Origin of the sequence: Mesorhizobium sp. dw_380, from assembly GCF_018588885.1 — a bacterium.
Taxonomy (GTDB): Bacteria; Pseudomonadota; Alphaproteobacteria; order Rhizobiales; family Rhizobiaceae; genus Mesorhizobium.
This window is the reverse complement of sequence record NZ_JAFFIW010000004.1, coordinates 141,889-166,627: the sequence shown is the minus strand read 5'-3', so window position 1 is coordinate 166,627 and position 24,739 is coordinate 141,889. Positions and strand designations below refer to the sequence as shown.

The window sequence follows — 24,739 nt, the reverse complement described above, 5'->3', positions numbered from 1 at the left end:
TAAACCGCATCCTTGATCGATGCAAGATGGGCCGGTTGCTGTTTTCCGCCGCTGCCGCGGCTCGATAGCCTTACGATGCAGCCGGCGTTGGCGGCTCGTCCGGTGCCTTGTCCGCCACGGTCTCGCCTGCTTCCTGCTTCTCGCGCGCCAGGCGCTCGCGCTCCTGGCTGCGCTCGATCAGCCGCGCCGACCAGATAGCGACCTCGTAGAGCAGGATGGTCGGGATGGCCAAGCCGATCTGGCTCATCGGATCGGGTGGCGTCAGCACCGCCGCGACGACGAAAGCGATGACGATCGCCCATTTTCGCTTCTCGGCCAGCGCCTTGGAGGACAGCATGCCGACCCGCGTCATCAGGCTGGTCACCACCGGCAGCTGGAACACCAGGCCGAAGGAGAAGATCAGCGTCATGATCAGGCTGAGATATTCCGACACTTTCGGCAGCAGCGAGATCTGCACCTGCTCATCGGTGCCGGCCTGCTGCATGGCGAGGAAGAACCACATCACCATCGGGGTGAAGAAGAAATAGACCAGCGAGGCGCCCATCAGGAACAGGACGGGCGACGCGATCAGGAACGGCAGGAAGGCGTTGCGCTCGTTCTTGTAGAGGCCGGGCGCGATGAATTTGTAGATCTGCGTGGCGATCAGCGGAAACGCGATGACCATGCCGCCGAACATGGCGAGCTTGACCTGGGTAAAGAAGAATTCCTGCGGCGCGGTGTAGATCAGCTCGACCTTGTGCGGGTCGAGCCCGGCCCACTTCGTCGCCCATTTGAAGGGGACGACCAGAAGGTTGAACAGCCTCTTGGCGAAGAAGAAGCAGACCAGGAAGGCGACGAAGAAGCCGCCGAGCGACCAGATCAACCGACGGCGCAACTCGATGAGATGCTCGATCAGCGGCGCCGACGATTTCTCGATCTCGTCTTTTTCCTTGTCCGAAACGCTCACTTGGCGGCTCCAGCCGTCTTCTTGGTCACCGGCTTCCTTGCCGGAGCAGGCTTCGATTCGGTTTTCGCCGCAGTCTTGGCAGGAGTTGTCTTGGCAGCAGTCGTCCTGGCAGCAGCCGTCTTGGCCGCGGCAGGCTTCTTCACAGCGGCGGTTTCAGCCTTTGCCGCTGTCAGGGCCTTTGTCGCAGGTGTGGTTTTCGTCACCACTGGTGCGGATTTCGCCTTGGATTGTGCTTTCGATGCCGGCGCGGCCTTGGTGGCTTTCTTGGCCGCCGATGCCTTCGGCGCCGCGGCGGGTTCCGTGGATGCCGTGACCACAGATTCGTCGGTCATCGCCGGGAAAGTCGGTGCTGATGTCGTAGCTTCCGGACCGTTGACGCCGGGCATGGTCGTTGCACCATTCTTCAACGGCTCAGCTGTCTGTGGCGTCGAAGCGGCGGGGGCCGACGGATCAGCGGCGGGCTTGGGCTTCATCGCTGCGTCGACACCGGCGCGCACGTCGGCCGCCGCCTGCTCGAACGGATTGAGCTGCTTCCGGATCTCGGCAACCGGGCTTAAGCCCCTGAGTTCGTCGACCGACTTCTTGACGTCTTCGAGCTCGGCTTCCTTCAGCGCTTCGTTGAATTGTTTCTGGAAGTCAGCCGCCATGGAGCGCAGCTTCGCCGTCGTGCGGCCGAAGGTGCGCAGCATGTTGGGCAAATCCTTCGGCCCGACGACCACGATCATGACGATCGCGATCACCAGCATTTCGGTCCAGCCGACTTCAAACATGGCAATCTGTTCCGACTAGAACTTATGGCTCAGCTCTTGCTGGCTTTTTCCTTCGCCGCCGAAACGGTTTCATCGGCGCGATGCTCGACGGTACGCTTGTCGTCGGCAACGTCGTCGTCGGCCATGCCCTTCTTGAAGCTCTTGATGCCCTTGGCCATGTCACCCATCAACTCGGGAATCTTGCCGCGGCCGAACACCAGAAGCACGATCACCAGCACGATCATCCAGTGCCAAATCGAAAATGAACCCATAGCAAATCTCTCTCGAACGTTTTCCCTGGCGATGATCTATGCGTTTTCGCATTGGGATTCAAACACAACAGCGACAGAGTTTATGAAAGGGTGGCGGATGTCACGCTTTTTCAGCGTGATGGGCCGCTACGAATCCGCGCATGTATAGCCCGCCGGCTGCTTTTGAAACAGGCTTTGCGGTCAATCTTCCGTGACGCGCGGCGTCAGCAGGCCGAGTTCCTCGAGATCGATGTCGGTCAGCGGATCCTCATCCTCGGTCAGCGCGTCCGGGTCGGCCGGCGGTTGCGGGATGGAGAAATTCGACGGCATGCGGCCCGAAAGCAGGCCGGCGCCCTTCAGTTCCTCCATGCCGGGAAGATCACGGATTTCCTCGAGCGCAAAATGATCGAGGAAAGTTTCGGTGGTGCCATAGGTGACGGGACGGCCGGGCGTTTTGCGGCGGCCGCGCATGCGCACCCATTCCGTCTCGAGCAGCGTGTCGAGCGTGCCTTTCGAGGTTTCGACACCGCGGATGTCCTCGATCTCTGCTCGCGTCACCGGCTGGTGATAGGCGATGATCGCCAGCACTTCGAGCGCCGCCCGCGACAGCTTGCGCTGCTGCACCGTGTCGCGGCTCATCAGGAAGGCCAGGTCGCCAGCGGTGCGGAACGCCCAGCCGTCGCCGACCCGCACCAGATTGACGCCGCGCCGGGCGTAGACCTGCTGCAACTCGGTCATTGCCAGGGCGATGTTGATGCCGTCGGGAAGGCGTGCGGCAAGCTGCTTTTCGCTGACGGGTTCGGCACTGGCGAAGACAATCGCCTCGGCCATGCGCACGGCCTCCGCCATGTGCAGCCGCTCGGCCGGATTCTGTGTCGGATTCTGGCCCGCATTTTGGGCCGAAGCCTGGTCGAGCTCGCCCTGTTCCAGTTCATCGTCCACCTTGAAGGGGATAACTGAAGCGTTGGCGCGTTCGCTCATGATGCCACCTCGACTGCCTTGATTGCCTGTGCGCGGTGGTCGCGCAAATAGATCGGTGCGAACACCTCGTCCTGCCGCACATCCATCTTGCCCTCGCGAACGAGCTCCAGTGTCGCCGCGAACGAGCTGGCGATCGCCGTGCGTCGCTCTTCCGGGCTGGTCAGATATTGGATCAGGAAGCTGTCGAGCGCCGTCCAGTCCCGCAGCGAGCCGATCAGCCGGATCAGGATGTCGCGCGCGTCCTTGAGCGACCAGACACCGCGCCTGGCGATCGTCACATTGGTGATCGCCTGCTTCTGCCGCTGCTGTGCATAGGCGGTCAACAGATCGTAGAGCGACGCCGAATAAGTGTTGCGCTTCTCGATAATGACCATTTCGGGCATGCCTCGTGCAAACACGTCGCGGCCGAGCCGGTTGCGGTTGACCAGACGTGCCGCCGCGTCGCGCATGGCCTCGAGCCGCTTCAGGCGGAATTGCAGCACCGCCGCCAGTTCCTCGCCGCTTTCGCCCTCTTCGCCCGGCTGCTTGGGGATCAAGAGCTTCGACTTGAGGAAGGCAAGCCACGCCGCCATCACCAGATAGTCGGCGGCAAGTTCGAGGCGCAGCGTCCTCGCCGTCTCGACGAAGGCCAGATACTGCTCGGCCAGCGCCAGGATGGAAATGCGCGCCAAATCGACCTTCTGGTTGCGGGCAAGATGCAGCAAGAGATCGAGTGGGCCTTCGAACCCGGCCACGTCGACGACCAGCGACGGGTCGCCGGTCAGCCGCGAATCGTCGTTCTCGGCCCACAGGCGGTCCATCGGTGCGGCCTTCGCGGCCTTGCTTTCCAATGTTTCCGCCACTGCCTCTGTCACTTCCCCTTGCTAGGCCACCGCATCGAAATAGGTGGCGAATTCGGCACGTATCTCGGTTTCCTCGACCGCGTCGCGTTTCTTTATATAGGTCATCGCCCGCTTTGCACGCTCCAGCGACTTGCCCTCAAGCCCCCTGGTGCGCGACGCGATGCCCGCCATCTCCTCGAAAACGCCGTTGCAGTGAAGGACCAGATCGCAGCCCGCCGCAAGGATCGAGGCCGCCTTTGTCGGGAAATCCCCAGAAAGTGCCTTCATCGAGGTGTCGTCGCTCATCAGGAGCCCGTCAAAGCCGATGTCGCGGCGGATGATCTCGTCGATGACCTTGCCCGACGTCGTCGCCGGGTTCTTGGGGTCGATGGCGCTGTAGACGACATGCGCGGTCATCGCCATCGGCAGGTCGTTGAGCTCCCGAAACGGGGCAAAATCATGCCGCTGCAGGTCGCTGAGCGAGGCGTCGACGACGGGCAGTTCGAAATGCGTATCGGCAAAGGCCCTGCCATGGCCCGGAATGTGCTTCATCACGGGCAGCACGCCGCCGGACATCAGGCCTTCGGCGGCGGCGCGGCCGAGTTCGATGACCGCGCGTGGCTCCTTGCCATAGGCACGCGCACCGATCACGTCGCTGGCGCCTTCGATCGGCACGTCGAGCACCGGCAGGCAATCGGCCGATATGCCGTAGCGCAGCAGGTCGAAGGCGTGCAGGCGCGCCATCAGCCAGGCAGCACGGGCGCCGGCGTCATGATCGTCGCGCCACAGCGCGCCAAGCGCGCCGCCCGCCGGATAGTTCGGCGCCAGCGGTGGCCGCAGGCGTTGCACCCTGCCGCCTTCCTGGTCGATGAACACCAGCGCGTCGGGGCGTCCGATACAGTCGCGCATCTCGGCGACCAGATCGCGGATCTGCTCGGCCTCGCCAATGTTGCGGGCAAACAGGATGAAGGCCCACGGGCATTCATTGCGATAGAAATTGATTTCTTCGCGGGTGAGCGATTTCCCGGCACAGCCGAGGATCATGGATTTTGATTCGGTCATATCAGGAGTCTAGGGCTTCGCGCGGCCAAAGGGAATCGTCTCGGGTCACATGAAAAAGCCGGCGCGACCTTGGACCGCGCCGGCTTTGATTGATCGAACCGCGTCTAGCGCGACACGAAGCAGTTGCCGCCGGCGGCCTTGTAGCTGGTGCACAGATTGATGGCATCGTTGCGCGACTGGGCCGCAACGCGGACGCGGTAGAACGTGCCCTTGCCGGCAATCTCGGCCTTGACGATGTTGGCCGTGCGGCCGGAAAGCACGCTGCCATAGCGGCGTTGCAGATCCTGGTAGGTCGACTGGGCGCTTTCCACCGTCGGCTGCGAAGCAACCTGCATCGACCACGAACCGCCACCGGTCGCCGTCGTTGCCTGATCGATGGAAGCGACCTGATCGGGCTTGACCTCGCCGACGACGTCGACCGGCTGGTCGGACGGACGCTGCGGCGCGATCGCAACCTTGGCCGGGGTGTTGGCCGACTGCTTGGCCTCGGCCTTGGGAGTGGCTGCCGGCTTGGCGGTAACCGCCGGCTTGAGTGCCGGCTCATCGTCTGCCTGGGCGGCGGCGGGCGTCACGGTGCCGGTCTGGTCGGCATCGGCCGAAGGCGCGACATGCTGCGGCGCCGGATCCGCCGGTTCGGCGGCCGTCACTTGCGGTGCGGCCGGCGCTGGATCCTCGCGCGGCACCAGCGAGCCATCGGATTTGACCACCATGGTCCTTACCTTGCGCGGCGCGACGGCCACGACATCGGCATTGGTGCCCTTGTCGGCATCCTGCAGCACCTGCGCGATGCGATCTTCGGACTTGGGCGCCGGTGCCGCATTGTCAGCCGGGTTTGCATTGGCGATCGGCGCCGCATTGGCCGCCAGCGCGGCTTTGGCGGCCAGCGCGGCATTGGCGGTCGCCGCGGCATTGCCGTCGTCCGCTCCGCCGACGGCAGCGCTCTGGTCAGGAGAAAGATCAATGGCACGGGCCGGATCCTTCGCCTGCACATCCACCGGTTCCTCGGTGTTGGTGACAAGCTTCTGCTGCACCGGCTCGGCGGGCTTGGCACCCTTGACCACCGCGTCGTAGACCTTGTTGTCCTGGTTCGGCACCACGGCGCCGCCCGGGTTTTCCGGCTTGACCTTGATCGGCGAATTGTCGGCCTTGACGATCACCGGAGCTTCGCTGCCGCCCTTGCCGCCCAGGGAGAGGGCAAAGGCGCCAAGGCCGCCTGCGACCGCCACGGCACCGACAATGGCGGCAATGAACAGGCCGCGACGGCCCGGAGACCTGGCCGCTTCCCGCTCGCCAAGACCGGGAACGGCCATAGCCTCGTCCAGTTCGGGGTCATAGTCGAGTTCATCGACCGTGAAATCGTCCGCCTGCGAGACCGGCTGGCTGCCAGGCAAACTGTCGAGGTCGAAGCCGTCGGCGGCATCGGCATAGGCTGAATTGGCCGCCGCACGGGACGGCGTTTCCGTCGGCCGGGCCGCATAGGTCCGCGCTTCCGGCTGATAGGCCGGTTTGACGCCGTCATAACCCGGTTTGACCCCGTCATAATAACCCGGCTTAGGCTCTTCATACGCGGGATTGAGCGCTGCATATCCCGGATTGAGCCCTTCATATCGCGGATTGAGCGCCTCATATCCCGGATTGAATCCGGTGCTGCTCGCGGGAGCAGCCGGAGCAGGCGCGACCTCCACCGAATTCATTTCCGTCAGAAGACTGGCGAACTCGGCGTCGAGATCGTCATAACCTGGCGTGGCCGGCTCATCTTCCTCGAAATGCAACTCCGGAATGTCGAGATCGTCTGCCAGCGCCACGACGCGCTCCGGTACATCGACCGTCTCGACATCGGGCATCTCTTCTTCGTAGCGCGAGGACTGTGGCGGCTGCGATGCGGGTACAGGGGCTTCATAGGAGGCGGTCGCAACCGGCTCGGGCGCACGGTAGGACGGCACCGCGTCCACTTCCGGAGCGGCGGTTCTGGCCACTATCGAAGCGGCCGGCTGCGCGGCATATGCCGGCTGCTGGGGAACCGGCGTCACGCGGCTCCACGAACGGGCCGGCTCCGCCGGCGCGGAGCGTTCGGCCAGCCAATCGAGAGAGTCGGCCTGATCCTGCGGGGAAGCTGTCCCGTCATGTGGACCGAGGCTCTTGGCCAAAGCAGCATCGAACGCATCATTGTCCAAATCGATGTCGACCTGTTCGGCGGCATTCGAACCGATATCCTGACCCTGAACTTCATCGAGCAGCATGTCGTCGAGATCGGCATCGGCGGCGTGGGCGGCACTGGGTTGATGCGGCTCCTCGGGCGCATGTTCGTCGAGATCCCAGTCGAGATCGCCGACAAGATCGGCAGGTTCTTCGGCGGCTTCTGCAGGCGCGGCGACAGGCGGCTGGACAGGAGCGGCTTGCTGAGCGACGACCGGTTGAGCCATCACAGGCTCCTTGGCCGACGGCAGCGTGCGAGCGCTCATGGCGCCCAGAAGCGCATTCAACTCGTCCTCGAGGCTCCGTTCATCCGCAACTGGAGCTGCTTGCTCCGGTTCGGCCGCAGCGATCACCGGCGCCATCGGCTGGACGGGAGCGGCGACAATCTCGGCCACCGGCTCTTCGGCAGGCTCGGCAAACGCGTCGTCGAGATTTAGATCGAAAGCGTCATCCGACACGGCTTCAGGCTTTGATGTCTCGTCCTCCACGGCATCGACGGGCACTTCGTGGGCTTCCGCCCCGTCAAAGGCCACCGGCTCGTCTGCCTGAAAATCCACATCGACATCGGTCATGGCGTCATCGAAGTGACCGACGAAATCCTCGTCGGTCATCGCCTGGGCCTCACTCGTGGCGACCGGCTCCGGCTCTGGGTCGTCGGCCGCGCTCGCAACCGCGTGGCGCTGATCCGCCGAATCGTCGTCAAGCATCAGCTCGTCTTCGAGCGAAAGCGCGACCGCATCGTCGAATTCATGATCGGAGGCTGGCTCGACAGCCACCGGTTCTTCGGCAACGGCGTGCTGGGCCCCGGCGATCTCGTCCGCGGTCTCGTCCTCGATGTGAAAATCCCGATCGAGCGACGCGGCAAGCTCGTCGTCCATCGGCAGATCGTCTTCGAAGGGCGAAACATCTTCGAGCGAACTGGCGACGGCATTGTCGAAATCGGCGTCGAAGGCAGGTTCGACGGATGGCGCGGCTTCGGCAGCACCGGGATTCGCAGGACTGGCGACGGCCGCATGGTCATCGTCACCCGTGAAATCCATATGGAAATCGTCGTCGAGCGAAAGGGCAAGATCGTCGTCCGCGGCATGAGCGGCAGCCGGTTCGAATGCCGGCTCATGAACCTCGACAACGGGAGCGGCGATACTGTCGCCGGCGTCGAACTCGCCCATCAACTCCTTTTCGAGGTCGATGTCGAAATCGGGCTCTTGCACGGACTGACCGGCAGCAGGGGCCTGGGGCTGGCCCGGCGCCTGCTGCTTGACCGGCTGGCGCGGGTCAAATCCCATGATCCTGGTCAGTTCCGCGAAGGGATCATCGTCAGCGACGTCGTTGTTGTCGGCTACTCTCAGCTGGGTTCTGTCTGCCATTATTGTTCCCGAACTCGCACTCATTCGGACGCCATGGACGTCGCGCAGGGTTGGCCCTTACCAGCGCAATGTGGGCAAAAGGTGACAGGTTTTTTAGTCAAACCTAACGCATTTCGGTAGGCGCTGCGGCCCCGATCAACGTCAGGCCGGACGTCAAAACATCCGAAACAGCCTGCACCAGCCCTAGTCTGGCATGCGTCAATTGTCGGTCGTTAACCTTAACAAAACGTAAGTCCGGATTATCCGTGCCCCGGTTCCAGTGCCCGTGGAAACTGGACGCCAGGTCATAGAGATAAAATGCCAGCCTATGCGGCTCCAGCGCAAGAGCGGCGGACTCGATCAGGCGTGGATATTCGGCGAGTTTGCGGATTAGGCCGATTTCGCCCTCGTCGGTCAGCAACGTTACCGCCGCCGCCAGGCTGTTGCGATCGAAATTCGCCTCCCCCAGCTGCTCGCTAGCCTGCCGGAACACCGAATGGCAGCGCGCCGAGGCGTACTGCACATAAAACACCGGATTGTCCTTGGACTGTTCGGTGACCTTGGCGAAATCGAAATCGAGCGGCGCGTCGTTCTTGCGATAGAGCATCATGAAGCGGATCGGATCGCGCCCGACTTCTTCGACCACCTCGCGCAGCGTCACGAAATCGCCGGACCGTTTGGACATGCGGACCGGCTCGCCATCGCGAAACAGCTTGACCAGATTGCACAGCAGGACGGTGAGCTTGACATCGTCGCCGGCAATTGCCCGCGCCAGCGCCTCCAGCCGCTTGACGTAGCCGCCATGGTCGGCGCCAAGCACGTAGATCAGGTCGACGAAGCCGCGATCGACCTTGTCCTTCAGGTAAGCCACGTCGGCGGCGAAATAGGTGAACGAGCCGTCGGACTTGACCAGCGCCCGGTCCATGTCGTCGCCGACCGCGGTCGAGCGGAACAGCGTCTGTTCGCGGTCTTCCCAGTCGTCCGGCTTCTCGCCCTTGGGCGGCGGCAGCTTGCCCTTGTAGATATGGCCCTTCAGCGTCAGGTCATTGATCGCCAACCGGATCTTCCTGGCATTGTCGGCGTGCAGCGTGCGTTCGGAGAAGAACACGTCGTGATGCACGTTGAGCAGCGCCAGATCATCGCGGATCATCGCCATCATCGCGTCGATTGCGCGGTCTTTGACGATGGCCAGCGCCTCTTCATCAGGCATTTGGAGCAGGCTGCGGCCGAACTCTTTCGCCAGCGCTTGGCCGAGAGGAACCAAATAATCGCCTGGATAAAGGCCGGGTGGAATCTCGCCGATCTCGTCGCCGAGCGCCTCCCGATACCGCAGTATGACTGAGCGGCCGAGCACATCGATCTGTCCGCCGGCGTCGTTGATGACATATTCCTTGGTCACGTCGTAGCCGGCAAAGGCCATCAGATTGGCAAGCGCGTCACCGACAACCGCGCCCCGGCAATGGCCGACATGCATCGGCCCCGTCGGGTTGGCCGAGACATATTCGACATTGGTTTTCCGGCCGGTGCCGATCGTCGAGCGGCCATAGTTGCGGCCCTCGCCCAGGAGAGCGGACAGATGCGTCTGCCAGAAGCCGTCCTTGAGCCGGAGATTGACGAAGCCCGGGCCGGCAACCTCGGCGGCTGCAACATCCCCGTCATCCCGCAGCGCCAGCGCCAGTCTTTCTGCCAGCGCGCGCGGGTTCTGGCCGGTGGGCTTGGCCAGCACCATTGCCGCATTGGTCGCGAGATCGCCATGGCTGGCGTCGCGCGGCGGCTCGACCGCAATGCGCGACAGGTCGGGCGAAACGCCGTCCTTGTCTTTCAGGTCAAGCGCTTCGACAGCCTTTGTAACTCGCGCGGTGAAATCGGCGAAGATGTTCATGGGTATGCTCTGGCGGCTTGTGACGAATCCGGCGCGTTGGCCGGCAAATCGCGCCCGCCCTAGCTCAAATCCGGGGTGCGGTCAAACAAACGCCGATGTTCCTTGAGCGCGTAGGTGTCGGTCATGCCGGCCAGGAAATCGGCCACGCTGCGCGCCTTGATGCGATCGTCGGCCCGGTCCAGCCCCTCGCGCCAGCCGTCCGGCATGGCGCGCGGATCGGCGAAATAGACGTCGAACAGGTCCCTGACGATCTGCTCGGCACCGGCGCGCACGCGCATCACCTCCTTGTGCCGGTAGAGATGCTTGTAGAGAAAGGTCTTCAGTTCCTTCTCGGCCGCGGCCATCTCGGCGGAGAAGGTCACCATCGTCTCACCCGCCATCCTCACCGCGTCTGCGCTCCGCGGCCCGACACGCTCCAGGTTGGCGGTCGCGGAGACGATGACATCCTCGACCATGGCGGTGATCTGCCGCCGCATCAGCTCGTGGCCGGTGCGCACATCATCGAGCCTGGGGTAGCGCTCGCGCACACCCGCCAGGATCGTCCCCGGCAGCGAGACTTTCTTCAGCATATCGAGGGTAAGCAGCCCTGACCGCAATCCGTCGTCGATGTCATGCGTGTTGTAAGCGATGTCGTCTGCGATCGCAGCACACTGCGCCTCGATGCCGGCGAACCGGTCCAGTTCGAGGTCCTGCAGTTCCGAGTAGTCGCGGATCGCCTGCGGCACAGGTCCCTTCAGGCCCTTGCCGCTGCTGTCCGTCAGCGGACCATTGTGCTTGACCAGCCCTTCCAGCGTCTCCCAGGTCAGGTTCAGCCCGTCGAATTCGGCGTAGCGCGCCTCAAGCCTCGTCACGATGCGCAGCGACTGCGCATTGTGGTCGAAGCCACCCCAGGCCGCCATCTTCTCGTTCAGCGCGTCCTCGCCGGTATGGCCGAATGGTGTGTGGCCGAAATCATGCACCAGCGCCACCGCCTCGGCGAGATCCTCGTCGCCGCGCAGCGCCCGCGCCAGCGCACGCGCGATCTGCGCCACTTCGATCGAATGGGTCAGGCGGGTTCGATAGTGGTCGCCCTCATGGGCGATGAAGACCTGTGTCTTGTGCTTCAGCCGCCGGAACGCGGTCGAATGGATGATGCGGTCACGGTCGCGTTGGAATGGCGTTCGGGTCGGGCTTTCCACCTCGTCGAACAGCCGTCCTCGCGAGCGCGCCGGATCCGTGGCATAGGCCGCGCGTGGTCGATAACCAAATCCGATGTCGCCAAGCTCATTTGTCATGGCTGATGCCGCCGCAGTTGACTTGCCCCGTTGCGCTTCATACCTATCATGTGAAACCGAAAGCAAGGTGACGCCCATGGGCGCGGATGCCAAGACCACGATGAAAGTCGATATGACCGAGGCCGCCGCCAGGCGGATCGCCAAGATTGTCTCTGGCGAGGCCGGCAAGACGGCACTGCGCGTTTCCGTCGAAGGCGGCGGCTGCTCCGGCTTTTCCTACAAGTTCGATCTGGTCGACACGCGCAACGACGATGACGTCGCCATCGAAAAGGATGGCGCCACCGTGCTGATCGACGATTTGTCGTTGGTCTATATGGGCGGCTCGGTGATCGACTTTGTCGACGATCTGATGGGCCAGTCCTTCCAGATCCGTAACCCGAACGCTGTCGCCTCCTGCGGCTGCGGCACCAGTTTCTCCATCTAGCGGCATTGCCATGCCTGCCTTAGGCGCGGTCCGTCAGGTCGCGCTGTCTGCCGGACGCGACCTCGACGCGACGCTGGCCTTCTGGCGCGATGTGCTCGGCATGACCGTGCATGCCCGCTTCGATCCGCCGGGCATCGCCTTCATCATGGCTGGCGATGTGAGATTGCTGTTCACCGACGGCATACCGGCTGGCACCATCTATCTCGACATATCGGATCTCGACGACTTTTATGCGCAGGCGAAAGCCGCGGGTATCCCGTTCACCGCGCCGCCGACGCTCGTCCATCGCGATACCGAAGGCCAGTTCGGGCCGGCGGGGGAAAACGAGTGGATGGCCTTTCTAAAGGACCCGGCTGGCAATACGATTGGTCTGGTCGAACGCCATCCCCCGCAGGAAGAATAGACCGTTATGAAAATCGTCACCTGGAACATCAATGGCGTGCGCGCCCGCATCGGCAACCTCACCCATTGGCTGACCGAAAGCGCGCCCGACATCGTCTGCCTGCAGGAGATCAAGACGGTCGACGATCAGTTCCCGCGCGCCGAGATCGAGGCGCTGGGCTACAATGTCGAAACCCACGGCCAGAAGGGTTTCAACGGCGTCGCGCTGCTGTCGAAGCTGCGCTTTGACGAAGTTGTCAGAGGCCTGCCCGGTGACGATGTCGACGAACAGGCGCGTTTCATCGAAGGCGTGTTCTCGACCGACAAGGGCGCCCTGCGCGTCGCGTCGCTCTATCTGCCGAACGGCAACCCGATCGATGACGACAAGAAGTTCTCCTACAAGCTGTCCTGGATGGCGCGGCTGGAACGCTGGGCCGAAGAGCGGCTGAGGCTGGAAGAGGCGCTGGTGGTGGCCGGCGACTACAACGTCATTCCTGAGCCGATCGACGCGCGGTTTCCGGAGAACTGGCTGGGCGACGCGCTGTTCCAGCCGCAGACGCGGCAGGCCTTCCGGCGGCTGCTCAATCTCGGCTTCACCGAGGCGGTGCGCGCGGTCACCGATGCGCAGGACACCTACACCTTCTGGGACTATCAGGCCGGCGCCTGGCAGAAGAACAACGGCATCCGCATCGACCATCTGCTGCTGTCACCGGAAGCCGCCAATCGGTTCTCGTCGGCCTCGATCGAAAAGCATGTGCGCGCCTGGGAAAAGCCGTCCGATCACGTCCCGGTGGCGATCGACCTCGCGCTGCAGCCGGCCTGACGGTCCCTGCGGCCTGATGGACACGCCGCCGCTGGACCTCATGTCGCCACATTCAGGCGCATGATGGGAGATCATCATGGCGGCCGGGGTTCCCATGACCATTCGACTTATTCTTTGTCCGATCGGCTTGGCATTCGCCACGGCTGCGATCGTGCCGGCTTTCGCCGCCCCGGAATGCCTTGCCAATGGAAAGTCGTATCCGGTCGGCCAGGTCGCCTGCCTGACGATTGCCGACCAGAGCCATCTGGCCCGCTGCGACATGGTGCTCAACAACACGTCCTGGACGAAGGTCGCCGACAACTGCCCCGCAAACACGATGGCGCCGCAACCGCACGTGACGCCGATCTCGACGCCAGCGCCAAGCATGGTGCCGACGGAGCCGACCGAGAACTGATTTTTCGGTGGATTTTCTTGTCGCCAAAACTCGGACTAAATTAGCAACGTTTGCGCCGCCCCTCACCTGCCTGCCGGCATCCTCTCCCCGTATAGCGACGGGAAGAGGGGCGCTGTCATCGATGGTTTCGCCAATTGCCGGCGTTGCAAGAAAGGCGCCGGCGTTGCAGCCAGCCTCTTTCTCCCCGTCACTATACGGGGAGAAATGCCCGGCAGGGCAATGAGGGGCGGCGCAGAGTGTCGAAATTTGAATGCCCGCAAAGCGGGTGATACATCTTAAGCACGCACCAATGCCCTTACTGCTCCGCGTTGGTGGTGCCCTTGGTCAGGATGTCGTCGGCGAGCGAAATCGCGGTGCGCCTGTCGGCTTCGCCGGCGGCGGCGAACGCTTCTTCCTGCATGCCGCGGATCCAGGGCTGGTCGGTGGGCGACGCGCGTTCGAGTGCTGCGGTCATCATCGCCAGGCCACGAACGATCTTGCCGCTCTGGAACAGCAGATGGCCGAGCGTCGCCTGCGCGCCGGCATGGCCCTTCTCGGCGGCGAGCTGGAACCAGCGCCCGGCCTGCTTGACGCTGGCCTTCACGCCGCCCTCGCCCTTGAGGAACATCTGTCCCATCTCGAACTGGGCGTTCGGGTTGCGGTAGTTGGCGGCGGCGCGCATGTAATATTCCTGGGCCGCCACCTCGTTCTCGGTGACCGGGCTGCCGGGAATGCCCTTGCGCAGATAATCGCCGAGCGCCACCAGCGCGTCGGAGACATAGCTTTCTTCCGGCGAGCCGGGCTCGACATCCTGGTCGACGATCTCCGAGAAGAACTTGAACGCCTCATAATCGTCGCGCGCCACGCCGTCGCCCTCGGCATACATGCGGGCAAGCTTCCAGGTGGCGCCGATCTGGCCGTTTTCGGCGGCGTATTTATAGGCCTCGGCGGCCTGTTCCTTGTGGCCGTTCTTGTAGGCGGAGAAGCCGAACTGGAACACCGCCCAGGGGCTCGACTGCGGCTTCACGCCGGTCTTGTCGTCGAACACCTTGTCGTCGAAGGCCATGGCCTGGCCCACGGCGCCAAAGATCGCAAACGCGACCAGTGCCGGCAGGACAGATGACCTCAACAACTCAGATATCCGCATAGCAGTGTGTTTCTTTCGCACCGCCGGGGTGAGTGACCGCGCCGTCGCGGGCAGACCCGACCGTCTGTGCGTATTTCCATATCGCGCCCGACTGGTAATCGGTCGTGCGCGCCTTCCAGGTCTTGGCCCGCGCCGCCAGTTCGGCCTCGGTCAGCGCCACGTCGATCGTGCCGTTCACCGCGTCGATCGAGATCACGTCGCCATCCCTGATGAGGCCGATCGGACCGCCAACCGCGGCTTCCGGCCCGACATGGCCGATGCAGAAGCCGCGCGTCGCGCCCGAGAAGCGGCCGTCGGTGATCAACGCCACCTTGCCGCCCATGCCCTGGCCATAGAGCGCCGCCGTCGTCGACAGCATCTCGCGCATTCCGGGACCGCCGCGCGGCCCTTCGTAGCGAATGACGAGAACCTCGCCTTCCCTGTAGTTGCGATGCGTCACCGCTTCGAAACATTCCTCTTCCGAATCGAAGCAGCGCGCCGGACCGGAGAATTTCAACTCCGCCATGCCCGCGACTTTCACGATCGCGCCTTCGGGGGCAAGGTTTCCCTTCAAGCCCACGACACCGCCGGTTTGGGTAATTGGTCTGTTGGCCGGGCGGACCACATCCTGGTGTTCATTCCAGGCAACATGCTCCATATTTTCGGCCAAAGTGCGGCCAGTGACCGTCAGGCAATCGCCGTGCAGATAGCCGTGGTCGAGCAGCGTCTTCATCAGCAGCGGAATGCCGCCGGCCTCGAACATGTCCTTGGCGACATATTTGCCGCCAGGCTTGAGGTCCGCGATATAAGGCGTCTTCTCGAAGATCTTCGCCACGTCGAACAGGTCGAATTTGATGCCCGCCTCATGCGCGATCGCCGGCAGATGAAGTGCCGCGTTGGTCGAGCCGCCGGTGGCCGAGACGACCGTCGCCGCGTTCTCCAGCGCCTTCAGCGTGACGATGTCGCGCGGCCGGATGTTTTTTGCGATCAGCTCCATGATTTTTTCGCCGGAGGCGAAATTGAAGCGGTCGCGCATCTCGTAGGGCGCCGGCGCGCCGCAGGAATAGGGCAGCGCCAGGCCGATCGCCTCGGCGACCGTGGCCATAGTGTTGGCCGTAAACTGGGCGCCGCAGGAGCCGGCAGATGGACAGGCCGCCTGCTCGATCTCGAGCAGTTCGTCATCGCCGATCGTGCCGACCGAATGCTGGCCGACCGCCTCGAACACATCCTGCACGGTGATCTGCCGGCCTCGATAGCTGCCGGGCAGGATCGAACCGCCATAGATGAAGATCGACGGCACGTTGAGCCGCACCATGGCCATCATCATGCCAGGCAGCGACTTGTCGCAGCCGGCAAGGCCGACCAGCGCATCATAGCAATGGCCGCGCATGGTGAGCTCGACCGAATCGGCGATGACCTCGCGCGACACCAGCGACGACTTCATGCCCTGATGGCCCATGGCAATGCCGTCGGTGACGGTGATGGTGCAGAATTCGCGCGGCGTGCCGTTGGCCGCGGCGACGCCCTTCTTGACCACTTGCGCCTGGCGCATCAGCGAGATGTTGCAGGGTGCTGCCTCGTTCCAGCAGGACGCGACGCCGACCAGCGGCTGCGCGATCTCGGCCGCCGACAGACCCATGGCATAGAGATAGGAGCGATGCGGCGCACGCGCCGGACCGACGGTCACATAGCGGCTAGGGAGCTTAGCCTTTGAAATGACTTTGGCGTCCATTTCTCTTCCTTGCCGCGGGCGGTGCGGCCTCTCCCATCGCCGAGCCTTTTGGCGCGTGTCCCGAGACAAGATCGAGGTGCGCCGGGTTTATGGCGGGAAATGGGCAATTCCCTCGGCCTGACTTCTAGCGCAGGGCTTGTTCAGAAAGTGTTGCCAAAACGTCACAATTGCATGAGGTGGCTATGGTGCGGCTTATATGCAACGCAGCTTGGATGACCGAGCCGGCGACAACATCGGCGCAAACGAGAAAAGGCCGGGCGATGCCCGGCCTTTTATCATAATATTCAGTCGCTTAGAACTTGATCTTGATGCCGCCGGAAAACGCCGTGACCAGATCGTTGCCGAAGTCGTAGCTGGCGTCTTCGCCAGCAACATAACCATTTTCTCCAGCCAACGTACCGGAATGGCCGCTGGTCAGCACGCCGATCGCACCGGCCAGTCGAACCTCGATGTTCGGCCGGGGGGTGTAGGCAACGCCGCCGCCCAGTGTCCACGTATCGGTCTGCGCTCCATAGCCATGCGAGGTGCCCCGATCCCAGGAAAGCTGGCCGGCGGCACTCCACTGATCGTTGAACTTGTGGCCGACGCCGCCAGTGACGGTCCAGCCATCACGATACATCAGATCGAGCGACGTCACTTGACCCGGACCGTTCGTGAAGCATACCGCAGACGGAGCTTGGGGGGTCGGGCAGATCGGAACACTTTGCAGCACACTCCAGTTGACCCACTTGATCGAGCCGAAGGCAAGCCAGCCGGGCGCGATGCCCGATTGAACCTTCAACTCCAGCGAGTCGGGCATATACTGCGTCGAGCCATAAATCGCCTGAGATCCACGTGGCGTCGTAAGTGTGCCGGAGATGTTGTCGAGTTTGACTTGCGAATTGTAGACCAAGCTAGCGCGAAGCGCGATCTCAGGGATTTCATAAGCCACGCCTGTGCGCCAGCCCCAGCCGTTAGCCTCCAGATCGACACGACCAATCGGTCCCGTTCCCGTCATGGGATTGAAACCCACCAAGCTTTCCTTGAAGCCTGAAATATCCTGGTAGAACACGCCGCCGATAAAACGGAGCTGGCCCTTACCGACATCGAACTTGTAGGAGCAGGTGCCGGCGTAGTTATTGCTCTTGATATCCGTTTCGACGTTGGAAAACGCGCCATTCCACGACGCGCCAGGGGCTGTGTGGGCGCCCCACGGCTGTGAATAGTCAACCATACAGTCGACGCCCTGCACAACCTGAACCTTCACACCAATACGGGGTACCCAATAGCCCTCGGCCCCATCCGCCGTGGATTTGAGGAAATTGAAGCCGCTTGGCCCAGTCGCATTCTTGTACTTACGGTCCGGCATGACATAGGTTGCTTCAGCCTCCGTCGCGAACGGCGCCGGATCAAACAGCAGGTCGATATCGTAGCCGCCGCGCTCCAAGCCGCCGGCATGCGCTGAACTCATCGCCGTCCCAATCAAAGCCAGCGAAAAGCACCCTGCCCCCAGCAGTGCTTTCAGACGCAAAATGTTCATGAAAATCCTCCCCGAATAACTAGTGCATCAAGCTAGAACCAATTCAGGTTAACGGTGCAACAACGAATTGCCGGGGCGTACATGTACATGCTCGCCAGACGCATTTTCGACAAAGTGCAGGCCGGCGCCAGCACGCCGAAAATCGGTTTTGCAGGGCGCAACGGGGCTGAAAAAGGATAAAATCCAGTCGAAATGCGCAAAAACAAGCGCATTTGGCGAGTATAGACCCGCATTGTTACATTAAGGCAACAATGGGGCAAAAACTTCCGTTTACGTCAACATTAACGTGACGGAATGCCTATTTTGGGGGCGCAAAGCCACCTTTTTTAGGGGCGGCTAAAACACTGCGAATCCCTCCCTCAGCCGGCATCGCGGACCCTGGTCAAAGCCACCGAAAGCTTGTCCTGCGCGTCGCGATATTCGGCGAGCTTTTCGCGCTCGGCTTCGACGATCTCGGCCGGTGCGCTGGCGACGAATCTTTCGTTGGACAGCTTCTTGTGCAGGCGTGCGATCTCCTCGGTGACCTTGACCAGTTCCTTCTGCAGCCGGAGAGCCTCGGCGGCAAGGTCGATCAGGCTGCCGAGCGGCAAGCAGATCGTCGCCTCGTTGAGCACGATCTGCGCCGAGGCCTTGGGTGCCGCGTCAGCCAATGAGATGTCGCCGACGCGCGCCAACCGCTTGATCGCCTGCTCCTCGCGAACCAGCCGTTCCCGCGTCACGCCGTTGGCGCCGACCACGACTAGTGGCGCGATCGCCCCCGGCGGCACATTCATCTCCGAGCGCACCGAGCGGATGCCGGAAACGAGGTCGACCAGCCAGTTGATGTCGGCGGCCGCTTCCGCGTCCTCGAAATCCGGCGACGGCCAGGCTGCATGGCATAGCAGCGACTCGCGCTCCTTGCCCTCGCCCGCCGTCTGCGCCCATAGCTCTTCGGTCATGAACGGCATCATCGGATGCAGCAGCTTGTAGATCTCGTCGAGCACGAAGGCGACGCAGGCGCGGCTTTCGGCCTTGGCCGCCTCGTCCGTGCCCATGAACACCGGTTTCAAGAGTTCCAGATACCAGTCGCAGAACAGGTTCCACACGAAGCGGTAGGCCGCACCTGCCGCCTCGTTGAAGCGGTAGGAGGTGATGCCGTCCGTGACCTCGCGGGCAGCGCGTGTCAGCTCGGTCAGGATCCATCGGTTGACCGCCAGCTTGGCGTCGTTCAGCCAGAATTCGTCATTGCGGGCGACCTCGTTCATCTCGGCAAAGCGCGTGGCGTTCCACAGCTTGGTACCGAAATTGCGGTATCCGGCGATGCGTGCCGGGTCGAGCTTCACGTCGCGCCCTTGCGCCGCCATCACCGTCAAGGTGAAGCGCAGCGCATCGGCGCCATACTCGTCGATCAGGTCGAGCGGGTCGATGACGTTGCCTTTCGACTTCGACATCTTCTGCCCGTTCTTGTCGCGCACCAGCGCGTGGACATAGACCGTGTGGAACGGCTCTTCGTCCATGAAGTGCAGGCCCATCATCATCATGCGGGCAACCCAGAAGAAGATGATGTCGAAGCCGGTCACCAGCACGTCGGTCTGGTAGTAGGTCTTCAGTTCGGGCGTCTGGTCCGGCCAGCCAAGCGTCGAGAACGGCCACAGCGCCGACGAGAACCAGGTGTCGAGCACATCCTCGTCGCGGGTCAGGATATCGCCCGGCTGGAAATTCTCGAGCTTGTCCTCGACCCACGCCTTCCACGGGCCTTCGAGAGCCAGGTAATATTCGATCGCAGCGGCGAGCGCCTCCTCTTCGGACTTCTCGACGAAGACGCGGCCGTCCGGCCCATACCAGGCCGGTATCTGGTGGCCCCACCACAGCTGGCGCGAAATGCACCAGGGCTGGATGTTCTCCATCCAGTCGAAATAGGTCTTTTCCCAGTTCTTCGGCACGAAATTGGTGCGCCCCTCGCGCACCGAGGCGATCGCCGGCTTGGCGAGTTCGGCGGCGTTGGCATACCACTGCTCGGTCAGGAACGGCTCGATCGGCACGCCGCCGCGATCACCATGCGGCACGGCATGGCGATGCGGCTCGACCTTGTCGAGGAAACCGCCTTCCTCCATCAGCTCGACGATCTTCTTGCGCGCGACGAAACGGTCGAGCCCGTTGAGCTCGTCCCAGACGGCCTGGCGTTCCGGTGTCACTTCAAGACCGGCAAGGAAATCCTCATTGTCCTTGAGGTTGATGGCGGCTTCGATGGTCAGGATGTTGATCGCCGGCAGCTTGTGGCGCTTGCCGACCTCGAAATCGTTGAAATCATGCGCCGGCGTGATCTTGACCGCGCCCGAACCCTTTTCGGGATCGGAATACTCGTCCGCCACGACAGGAATTTTCCTGCCGACGATCGGCAGGACGACCTTCTTGCCGACCAGATGCCGGAAGCGCTCGTCGTCCGGGTGCACGGCGACGGCGGTATCGCCCAGCATCGTCTCCGGGCGTGTCGTTGCCACGGTGATGAAGGTTTTTGGATTTTCCGGATCGAACGTCACGCCCTCGATCGGATAACGGAAATGCCAGAGGTTGCCGTTGACCTCCTGCTGCTCGACCTCGAGGTCGGAGATCGCGGTCAAAAGCTTCGGGTCCCAGTTCACAAGGCGCTTGTCCTTGTAGATCAGCCCTTCCTTGTAGAGGGTGACAAAGACTTCAAGCACGGCCTTGGACAGGCCTTCATCCATGGTGAAGCGTTCGCGCGACCAGTCGGCCGAGGCGCCGAGCCGCTTCAGCTGGTTGAAGATGGCGCCGCCGGATTCGGCCTTCCACTCCCACACCTTCTCGATGAACTCTTCTCGCGAAAGATCGCGGCGATGGATCTGCTTTTCCATCAGCTGGCGCTCGACCACCATCTGCGTGGCGATGCCGGCATGGTCCATGCCGGGCTGCCACAGCACATTCTTGCCGCGCATGCGCTCGAAGCGCACCAGAATGTCCTGCAGCGTGTTGTTGAGCGCGTGGCCCATATGCAGCGAGCCGGTGACGTTGGGCGGCGGGATGACGATGGTGAAGGCCTCGGCCCCCTCCTCGGCGCCTGCGCCGGCGCGAAACGCATCGGCATCTTCCCAGACTTTGGCGATCTTCGGCTCGACGGTCTTTGCGTCGTAGGTCTTTTCAAGCATGGGGAAACGGTCCGCGCTGTCGGGATTTTGCTGTTCGGTGTAAATCGGAAGGCCTTGGCCAAGTCAACCGCAAGGGCCGCCTCGGTCCATCACAAGCAAATAGGCGCGGCCTTGTTCTTTTCAACGGAAGGCGGTGGGAAGGCCATGCCCGCATTCGGCGCAAGACCGTGGAGCGCCCGCACGTTCATCCATCCGGAATCCGGCGCAAACCTTGTCTGCTTCGCGGCCAGCGCAAGCCAGCGGCCACAACGAAAACGCCGCCTCTAGGGGCGGCGTTCGCATCGGCAATTGCCCTGGAGGTTACTGCGCCCCGCGTGCGACGCGCTCGATCTCCTCGCGCACCAGCCTTTCGACCAGCGTCGGCAAATTGTTGTCCAGCCAGTCCTGCAGCATCGGCCGCAGCATCTCCTCGGCCATCTCGTCGAATGTCTTCTTGCTGCGGCTGGCAAAGGCATCGGACAGCTCGCCAAAGGCCGCAGCGACCTGGCGGCCCGTGTGCTCGGAAAGGATTGCCGGACGAGCCGTGGGCGCTTCACTTGCCGCCGCGCGCGCCTCAGCGGTGTCTGCCGGAGCGCCACTTGCGGAAGGTCGCTCGAACGCAGGCTCCGCCACCGGTTCGTTCGTCGGCGCCTCGGACTGGGCCACCGGCTTGCGGATGCTCCTGTCCGATATGGCTTTCGCCTGCTCTCCGACCGCCGCGATCTCGCGCCGCCAATCGGCAACGATGGCATCGCTTGTCGCGCCGGCTTGCGGGGCCTCAACTTGCAGGCCCCTTGGTGCGTCGGTCCTGGAGGCTGGCACCGGCTCGGCGGCGATCCTGGCGCTGACCTCGGCAAGCGTCATCGACGCCTTGGCCGGAACAGGATCGACGCGCGCCTGCGATTCCATGCGCGCAATCACCGGCTCGGGCGACGGCGCCTGCACTTCGGCAAGCGTGACCGGTACTTCCGCGAGCACGACCGGCTTCCTGACTTCGGGGGCGGCATGCAGCTCGGCGCGAAACGCGTCGACATCGGCGGCTGGAGCCTCGCTCGGCTCCAGATCCTGCCGCAGCTCATCGGCCTCGCCCGGCTGCTTGCGGCCGTTATCACTGTCCTCAATGATCCTCCTGATGGAAGCCAGTATCTCTTCCATGGAAGGTTCGCGCTGCGCGCTGCTTGCCGTCGCCATCGTCACATCCGCCGCCCTTGTGACCTCTGTGGTCTTTCCGCTCCGGCAACAGCCGGATTCGAATCATGGCAACAGCGTAACCGACGGATCGCCGCACGAGAATCCCCAATCTGGGGACATGTGGGATTTCAACAGATTAGAGCACGAAGCCGAAAAACCGGGGCGGTTCTCGAAAAGACCCGCTCGAGCAAAGAGGGTCGAAATGCAACCCGGCGGCGCCTAGCGGCCGTCCGGAGTGCGCAGGCCGATCCACTTGTCCTTGACGGCGTTGTAATGCTCTTCGGGCTTGTACTTGGTCACCTGCAGAGCAAGCCGGTCGACCGACAGGCGGCCCATGGCCGACAGTATGGCGTAGCTAGCCACGACCACGTCGTGTTCGGAATTGGCCTGGTTGATCTTGGCGGTGATCACGGCGGCCTGGGCGTTGAGCACGTCGAGCGTGGTGCGCTGGCCGACGTTACGCTCTTCGATGACGCCGTTCAGCGCCAGTTGCGCGGCGTCGATCACCTGTCTGTTGGCGGAGACGCTCTGCTGCGCGGCGGTGTATTGCGACCATGCCGTGGCGACGGCCTGACGCACCTGGTCGCGGCTGACGTCGACCTGGATGCGGGCCTCGCCCAGCGATTCCTTGTGCTGGCGCACGAGCGCGGACGTCCGGCCACCCGAATAGATCGGAACGGTCAGCGTCGCGCCGATATTGGCCGAGGTCGAATTGCCATTGGTGCCCGAGATGTTCGGGATGGCGTTGCGGTAGTTTTCCGAAACACCGGCCGACGCCGACAGCTGCGGCAACAGAGCGCCCTCGGATGATTTGACCGAAAACGCTGCCGCGTCGACGAGATGCTGGGTGGCGAGAATGGCTGGATGTTCGTTTGCCCCGATCGCAATCGCCGCGTCGAGGCTCGACGGCAACAGCCTGCCCAATGGCGAAGCAGGCTTGAGCTTGCCCGGCTCGTCGCCGACGACCTGGTGATAGGTCGCCGCACTGGCCTGCGCCTGCGCGCGGGCGGAGCTGAGCGAGGCCACCGCCGAGGCGCGCGACGCATCAGCCTGCGCGACGTCGGTGCGCGTGCCCTCGCCAACCTCGAAACGCGAGCGCGCGGCGCGCGCCTGCTCGGTCAGGAACTGCAGGTTCTGTTCGGTCAGCACCGCGATCTGCCGATCGCGAATCACATCCATATAGGCCGTGGCCGCACTGAACAGCGTGTTCTCCTCGGTGTTGCGCAGGCTTTCGACCGACGCCTTGACCTGGGCTTCAGCCGCCGCCACGTTGTTTTTCGTCTGGAAGCCGTCGAACAGCAACTGGTTGATCTGTATGCCGTAGCTGCCGGACGTCAGCTTCGAGCTGCCGCCGCCATTTGCCAGGCGCGTGTTCGTATAGTCGATGGAGGCCGATCCCGTGACCGTTGGGCGCCAGCCCGACTTGGCGATGGCGACGCCCTCGTCGGTGACGCGGACGCCGGCGCGAGAGGAATTCAGCGTCGAATTGAACTGATAGGCCTTGGCGAGCGCGCCGGAGATGGTTTCCGCCGAGGCGGCCAGCGGAGACAACGCGGTCGCGGAAACGAGGATGGCGGCGAAAAGTGACTTGGATACAGACGGCACGATATATCCCTCATTCGTTTTCCATGGGAACCGCGCCGCGCCGGCTTCTTCTTTGAGCAGCCGGTGCGGCGTGTTTGATTCCCTATCGCTCGGTCCCAAAGTGCCCCCAGTCTAGGATCAGCAACGATTGTTCAAATGCAAGCGACCATGACAAAGCCTCTGCTGCAAGGCCAAATCATTCAGAATTCGAAAGCATGCTCACGTTCGAACCCGGGTAGTGGCTTAATTGCCGCATTAAATGCCCTTCTCCCGGTTACAACCCCCCCTGCCTTGAAAAAAAGTCGCGCCACGCCGGAATTGCCCTGCCCTTCGACCGCGACGAGTCGGCCGCCTTCGGCGAGCTGGTCGAGCAGCGCAGCCGGCACTTTTCCGACGCTGCCGCCGATGAAGATGACGTCATAGGGAGCGTTGGCCGCATGACCCTGCGCCAGCGCGCCCTGGACCACGGTCACATTGCCGCAGCCAAGGCCGGAAAGGGTCGACGCAGCGGTTTGCGCCAGCGCCGAATCGCTTTCGAGCGCCACGACGAACCTCGCCAGCCGCGACAGGATGGCCGAGGCGTAGCCGGTGCCGCAGCCGACATCGAGCGCCGAATCTGTCGGGTTGATCTCGGCCAGCTGCATCAGCTTGGCCAAGGGCGATGCCTCCATCAGGTAACGCGGGCCATCGGCGCTGTTGGCGATGCGGATATCCTCATCGATATAGGCGAGATCGCGCTGGCGATCGCCGACGAAAAGCTCACGCGGCACGGAAAGCATGGCGCTTAGCAGAGGCGCGCTGGTCACGTCGGTGGTGCGAACCTGACCATCCACCATCTTGACGCGAAGTTCGGAGAAATCAGCGCTCATGTCCCAACCAATCTGCTTGCCGCGCTAAGCCGCGGTTCATTTCGACCGGAATTTCGGGCTCCTGCGCTGACGCGCGGGAGCCCGGGC

Annotated in this window: 21 protein-coding genes; 5 read left to right on the top strand and 16 right to left on the bottom strand. The window is 63.0% G+C overall.

Features of this window, described 5'->3' with window-relative positions; all coding sequences use genetic code 11:
• Positions 1-70 precede the first annotated feature (70 nt).
• The 7 genes from tatC to JT360_RS05600 all read right to left on the bottom strand — a co-directional run bounded on the left by tatC (position 71) and on the right by JT360_RS05600 (position 7,617).
• Positions 71-946, bottom strand: coding sequence for a twin-arginine translocase subunit TatC (gene tatC / locus JT360_RS05630; RefSeq protein WP_214470612.1), 876 nt, complete (start codon positions 944-946; stop codon positions 71-73).
• A complete protein-coding gene (tatB, locus tag JT360_RS05625) occupies positions 943-1,716 on the bottom strand; it encodes a Sec-independent protein translocase protein TatB (RefSeq protein WP_214470610.1) in 774 nt (257 codons plus the stop codon). Before tatB ends, tatC begins: the two co-directional genes overlap by 4 nt.
• A 29-nt stretch (positions 1,717-1,745) precedes the next feature.
• Positions 1,746-1,967 carry a twin-arginine translocase TatA/TatE family subunit gene (locus JT360_RS05620; protein WP_015317533.1) on the bottom strand — a complete coding sequence of 74 codons (222 nt, stop codon included), beginning with the start codon at positions 1,965-1,967 and terminating at the stop codon, positions 1,746-1,748.
• Positions 1,968-2,147: 180 nt separating this feature from the next.
• Positions 2,148-2,927 carry an SMC-Scp complex subunit ScpB gene (gene scpB / locus JT360_RS05615; protein WP_214470608.1) on the bottom strand — a complete coding sequence of 260 codons (780 nt, stop codon included), beginning with the start codon at positions 2,925-2,927 and terminating at the stop codon, positions 2,148-2,150.
• Positions 2,924-3,727 carry a segregation and condensation protein A gene (locus JT360_RS05610; protein ID WP_214470744.1) on the bottom strand — a complete coding sequence of 268 codons (804 nt, stop codon included), beginning with the start codon at positions 3,725-3,727 and terminating at the stop codon, positions 2,924-2,926. Before JT360_RS05610 ends, scpB begins: the two co-directional genes overlap by 4 nt.
• Positions 3,728-3,790: 63 nt before the next feature.
• Complete coding sequence (nagZ, locus tag JT360_RS05605) at positions 3,791-4,810, bottom strand: beta-N-acetylhexosaminidase (RefSeq protein WP_214470606.1); 1,020 nt, start codon at positions 4,808-4,810, stop codon at positions 3,791-3,793.
• 104 nt (positions 4,811-4,914) lie between these two features.
• Positions 4,915-7,617: an SPOR domain-containing protein gene (locus tag JT360_RS05600; protein WP_352126996.1), complete on the bottom strand. Its 2,703-nt coding sequence runs from the start codon at positions 7,615-7,617 to the stop codon at positions 4,915-4,917.
• Between JT360_RS05600 and JT360_RS34030 the strand changes: the two genes are divergently transcribed.
• The gene (locus JT360_RS34030; protein WP_352126995.1) at positions 7,591-8,493 is read left to right on the top strand and encodes a hypothetical protein; all 903 of its coding nucleotides are present in this window, start codon (positions 7,591-7,593) and stop codon (positions 8,491-8,493) included. The genes JT360_RS05600 and JT360_RS34030 overlap by 27 nt on opposite strands.
• Here the strand turns inward: JT360_RS34030 and argS are convergent.
• Together argS and JT360_RS05590 are read right to left on the bottom strand one after the other, a co-directional pair.
• Positions 8,477-10,234, bottom strand: coding sequence for an arginine--tRNA ligase (argS, locus tag JT360_RS05595; RefSeq protein ID WP_214470602.1), 1,758 nt, complete (start codon positions 10,232-10,234; stop codon positions 8,477-8,479). The genes JT360_RS34030 and argS overlap by 17 nt on opposite strands.
• A 59-nt stretch (positions 10,235-10,293) precedes the next feature.
• Positions 10,294-11,508: a deoxyguanosinetriphosphate triphosphohydrolase gene (locus tag JT360_RS05590; RefSeq protein ID WP_214470601.1), complete on the bottom strand. Its 1,215-nt coding sequence runs from the start codon at positions 11,506-11,508 to the stop codon at positions 10,294-10,296.
• 76 nt (positions 11,509-11,584) lie between these two features.
• Between JT360_RS05590 and erpA the strand changes: the two genes are divergently transcribed.
• The 4 genes from erpA (at position 11,585) to JT360_RS05570 (ending at position 13,530) form a co-directional block, all read left to right on the top strand.
• Positions 11,585-11,932 (top strand): iron-sulfur cluster insertion protein ErpA, encoded by a 348-nt coding sequence (gene erpA / locus JT360_RS05585; protein ID WP_214470599.1) that lies wholly within the window; start codon positions 11,585-11,587, stop codon positions 11,930-11,932.
• A 10-nt stretch (positions 11,933-11,942) separates the two neighbouring features.
• Entirely contained in the window at positions 11,943-12,335 is a 393-nt protein-coding gene (locus JT360_RS05580) for a VOC family protein (protein WP_214470597.1), read from the top strand.
• 6 nt (positions 12,336-12,341) lie between these two features.
• Positions 12,342-13,136, top strand: a complete 795-nt coding sequence (gene xth, locus JT360_RS05575) for an exodeoxyribonuclease III (protein WP_214470596.1) — start codon at positions 12,342-12,344, stop codon at positions 13,134-13,136.
• A gap of 76 nt (positions 13,137-13,212) precedes the next feature.
• Complete coding sequence (locus JT360_RS05570) at positions 13,213-13,530, top strand: hypothetical protein (RefSeq protein ID WP_214470594.1); 318 nt, start codon at positions 13,213-13,215, stop codon at positions 13,528-13,530.
• 295 nt (positions 13,531-13,825) lie between these two features.
• On the opposite strand, the gene JT360_RS05565 is transcribed toward JT360_RS05570, so the two are convergent.
• The 7 genes from JT360_RS05565 to JT360_RS05535 form a co-directional block, all read right to left on the bottom strand.
• Positions 13,826-14,656 carry a tetratricopeptide repeat protein gene (locus JT360_RS05565; RefSeq protein WP_214470592.1) on the bottom strand — a complete coding sequence of 277 codons (831 nt, stop codon included), beginning with the start codon at positions 14,654-14,656 and terminating at the stop codon, positions 13,826-13,828.
• On the bottom strand, positions 14,643-16,367 hold the full coding sequence (ilvD, locus tag JT360_RS05560; protein WP_214470590.1) for a dihydroxy-acid dehydratase: 1,725 nt from the start codon (positions 16,365-16,367) through the stop codon (positions 14,643-14,645). Before ilvD ends, JT360_RS05565 begins: the two co-directional genes overlap by 14 nt.
• A gap of 292 nt (positions 16,368-16,659) precedes the next feature.
• Positions 16,660-17,886: an OmpP1/FadL family transporter gene (locus JT360_RS05555; protein ID WP_214470588.1), complete on the bottom strand. Its 1,227-nt coding sequence runs from the start codon at positions 17,884-17,886 to the stop codon at positions 16,660-16,662.
• A gap of 359 nt (positions 17,887-18,245) precedes the next feature.
• Positions 18,246-21,029: a valine--tRNA ligase gene (locus JT360_RS05550; protein WP_214470586.1), complete on the bottom strand. Its 2,784-nt coding sequence runs from the start codon at positions 21,027-21,029 to the stop codon at positions 18,246-18,248.
• A gap of 300 nt (positions 21,030-21,329) precedes the next feature.
• Positions 21,330-22,199 carry a PopZ family protein gene (locus JT360_RS05545; RefSeq protein ID WP_214470584.1) on the bottom strand — a complete coding sequence of 290 codons (870 nt, stop codon included), beginning with the start codon at positions 22,197-22,199 and terminating at the stop codon, positions 21,330-21,332.
• A gap of 219 nt (positions 22,200-22,418) precedes the next feature.
• Positions 22,419-23,804 carry a TolC family outer membrane protein gene (locus JT360_RS05540; protein ID WP_214470582.1) on the bottom strand — a complete coding sequence of 462 codons (1,386 nt, stop codon included), beginning with the start codon at positions 23,802-23,804 and terminating at the stop codon, positions 22,419-22,421.
• Positions 23,805-23,983: 179 nt separating this feature from the next.
• Complete coding sequence (locus JT360_RS05535; protein WP_214470580.1) at positions 23,984-24,652, bottom strand: protein-L-isoaspartate O-methyltransferase family protein; 669 nt, start codon at positions 24,650-24,652, stop codon at positions 23,984-23,986.
• Between the last annotated feature and the right edge of the window lie 87 nt (positions 24,653-24,739).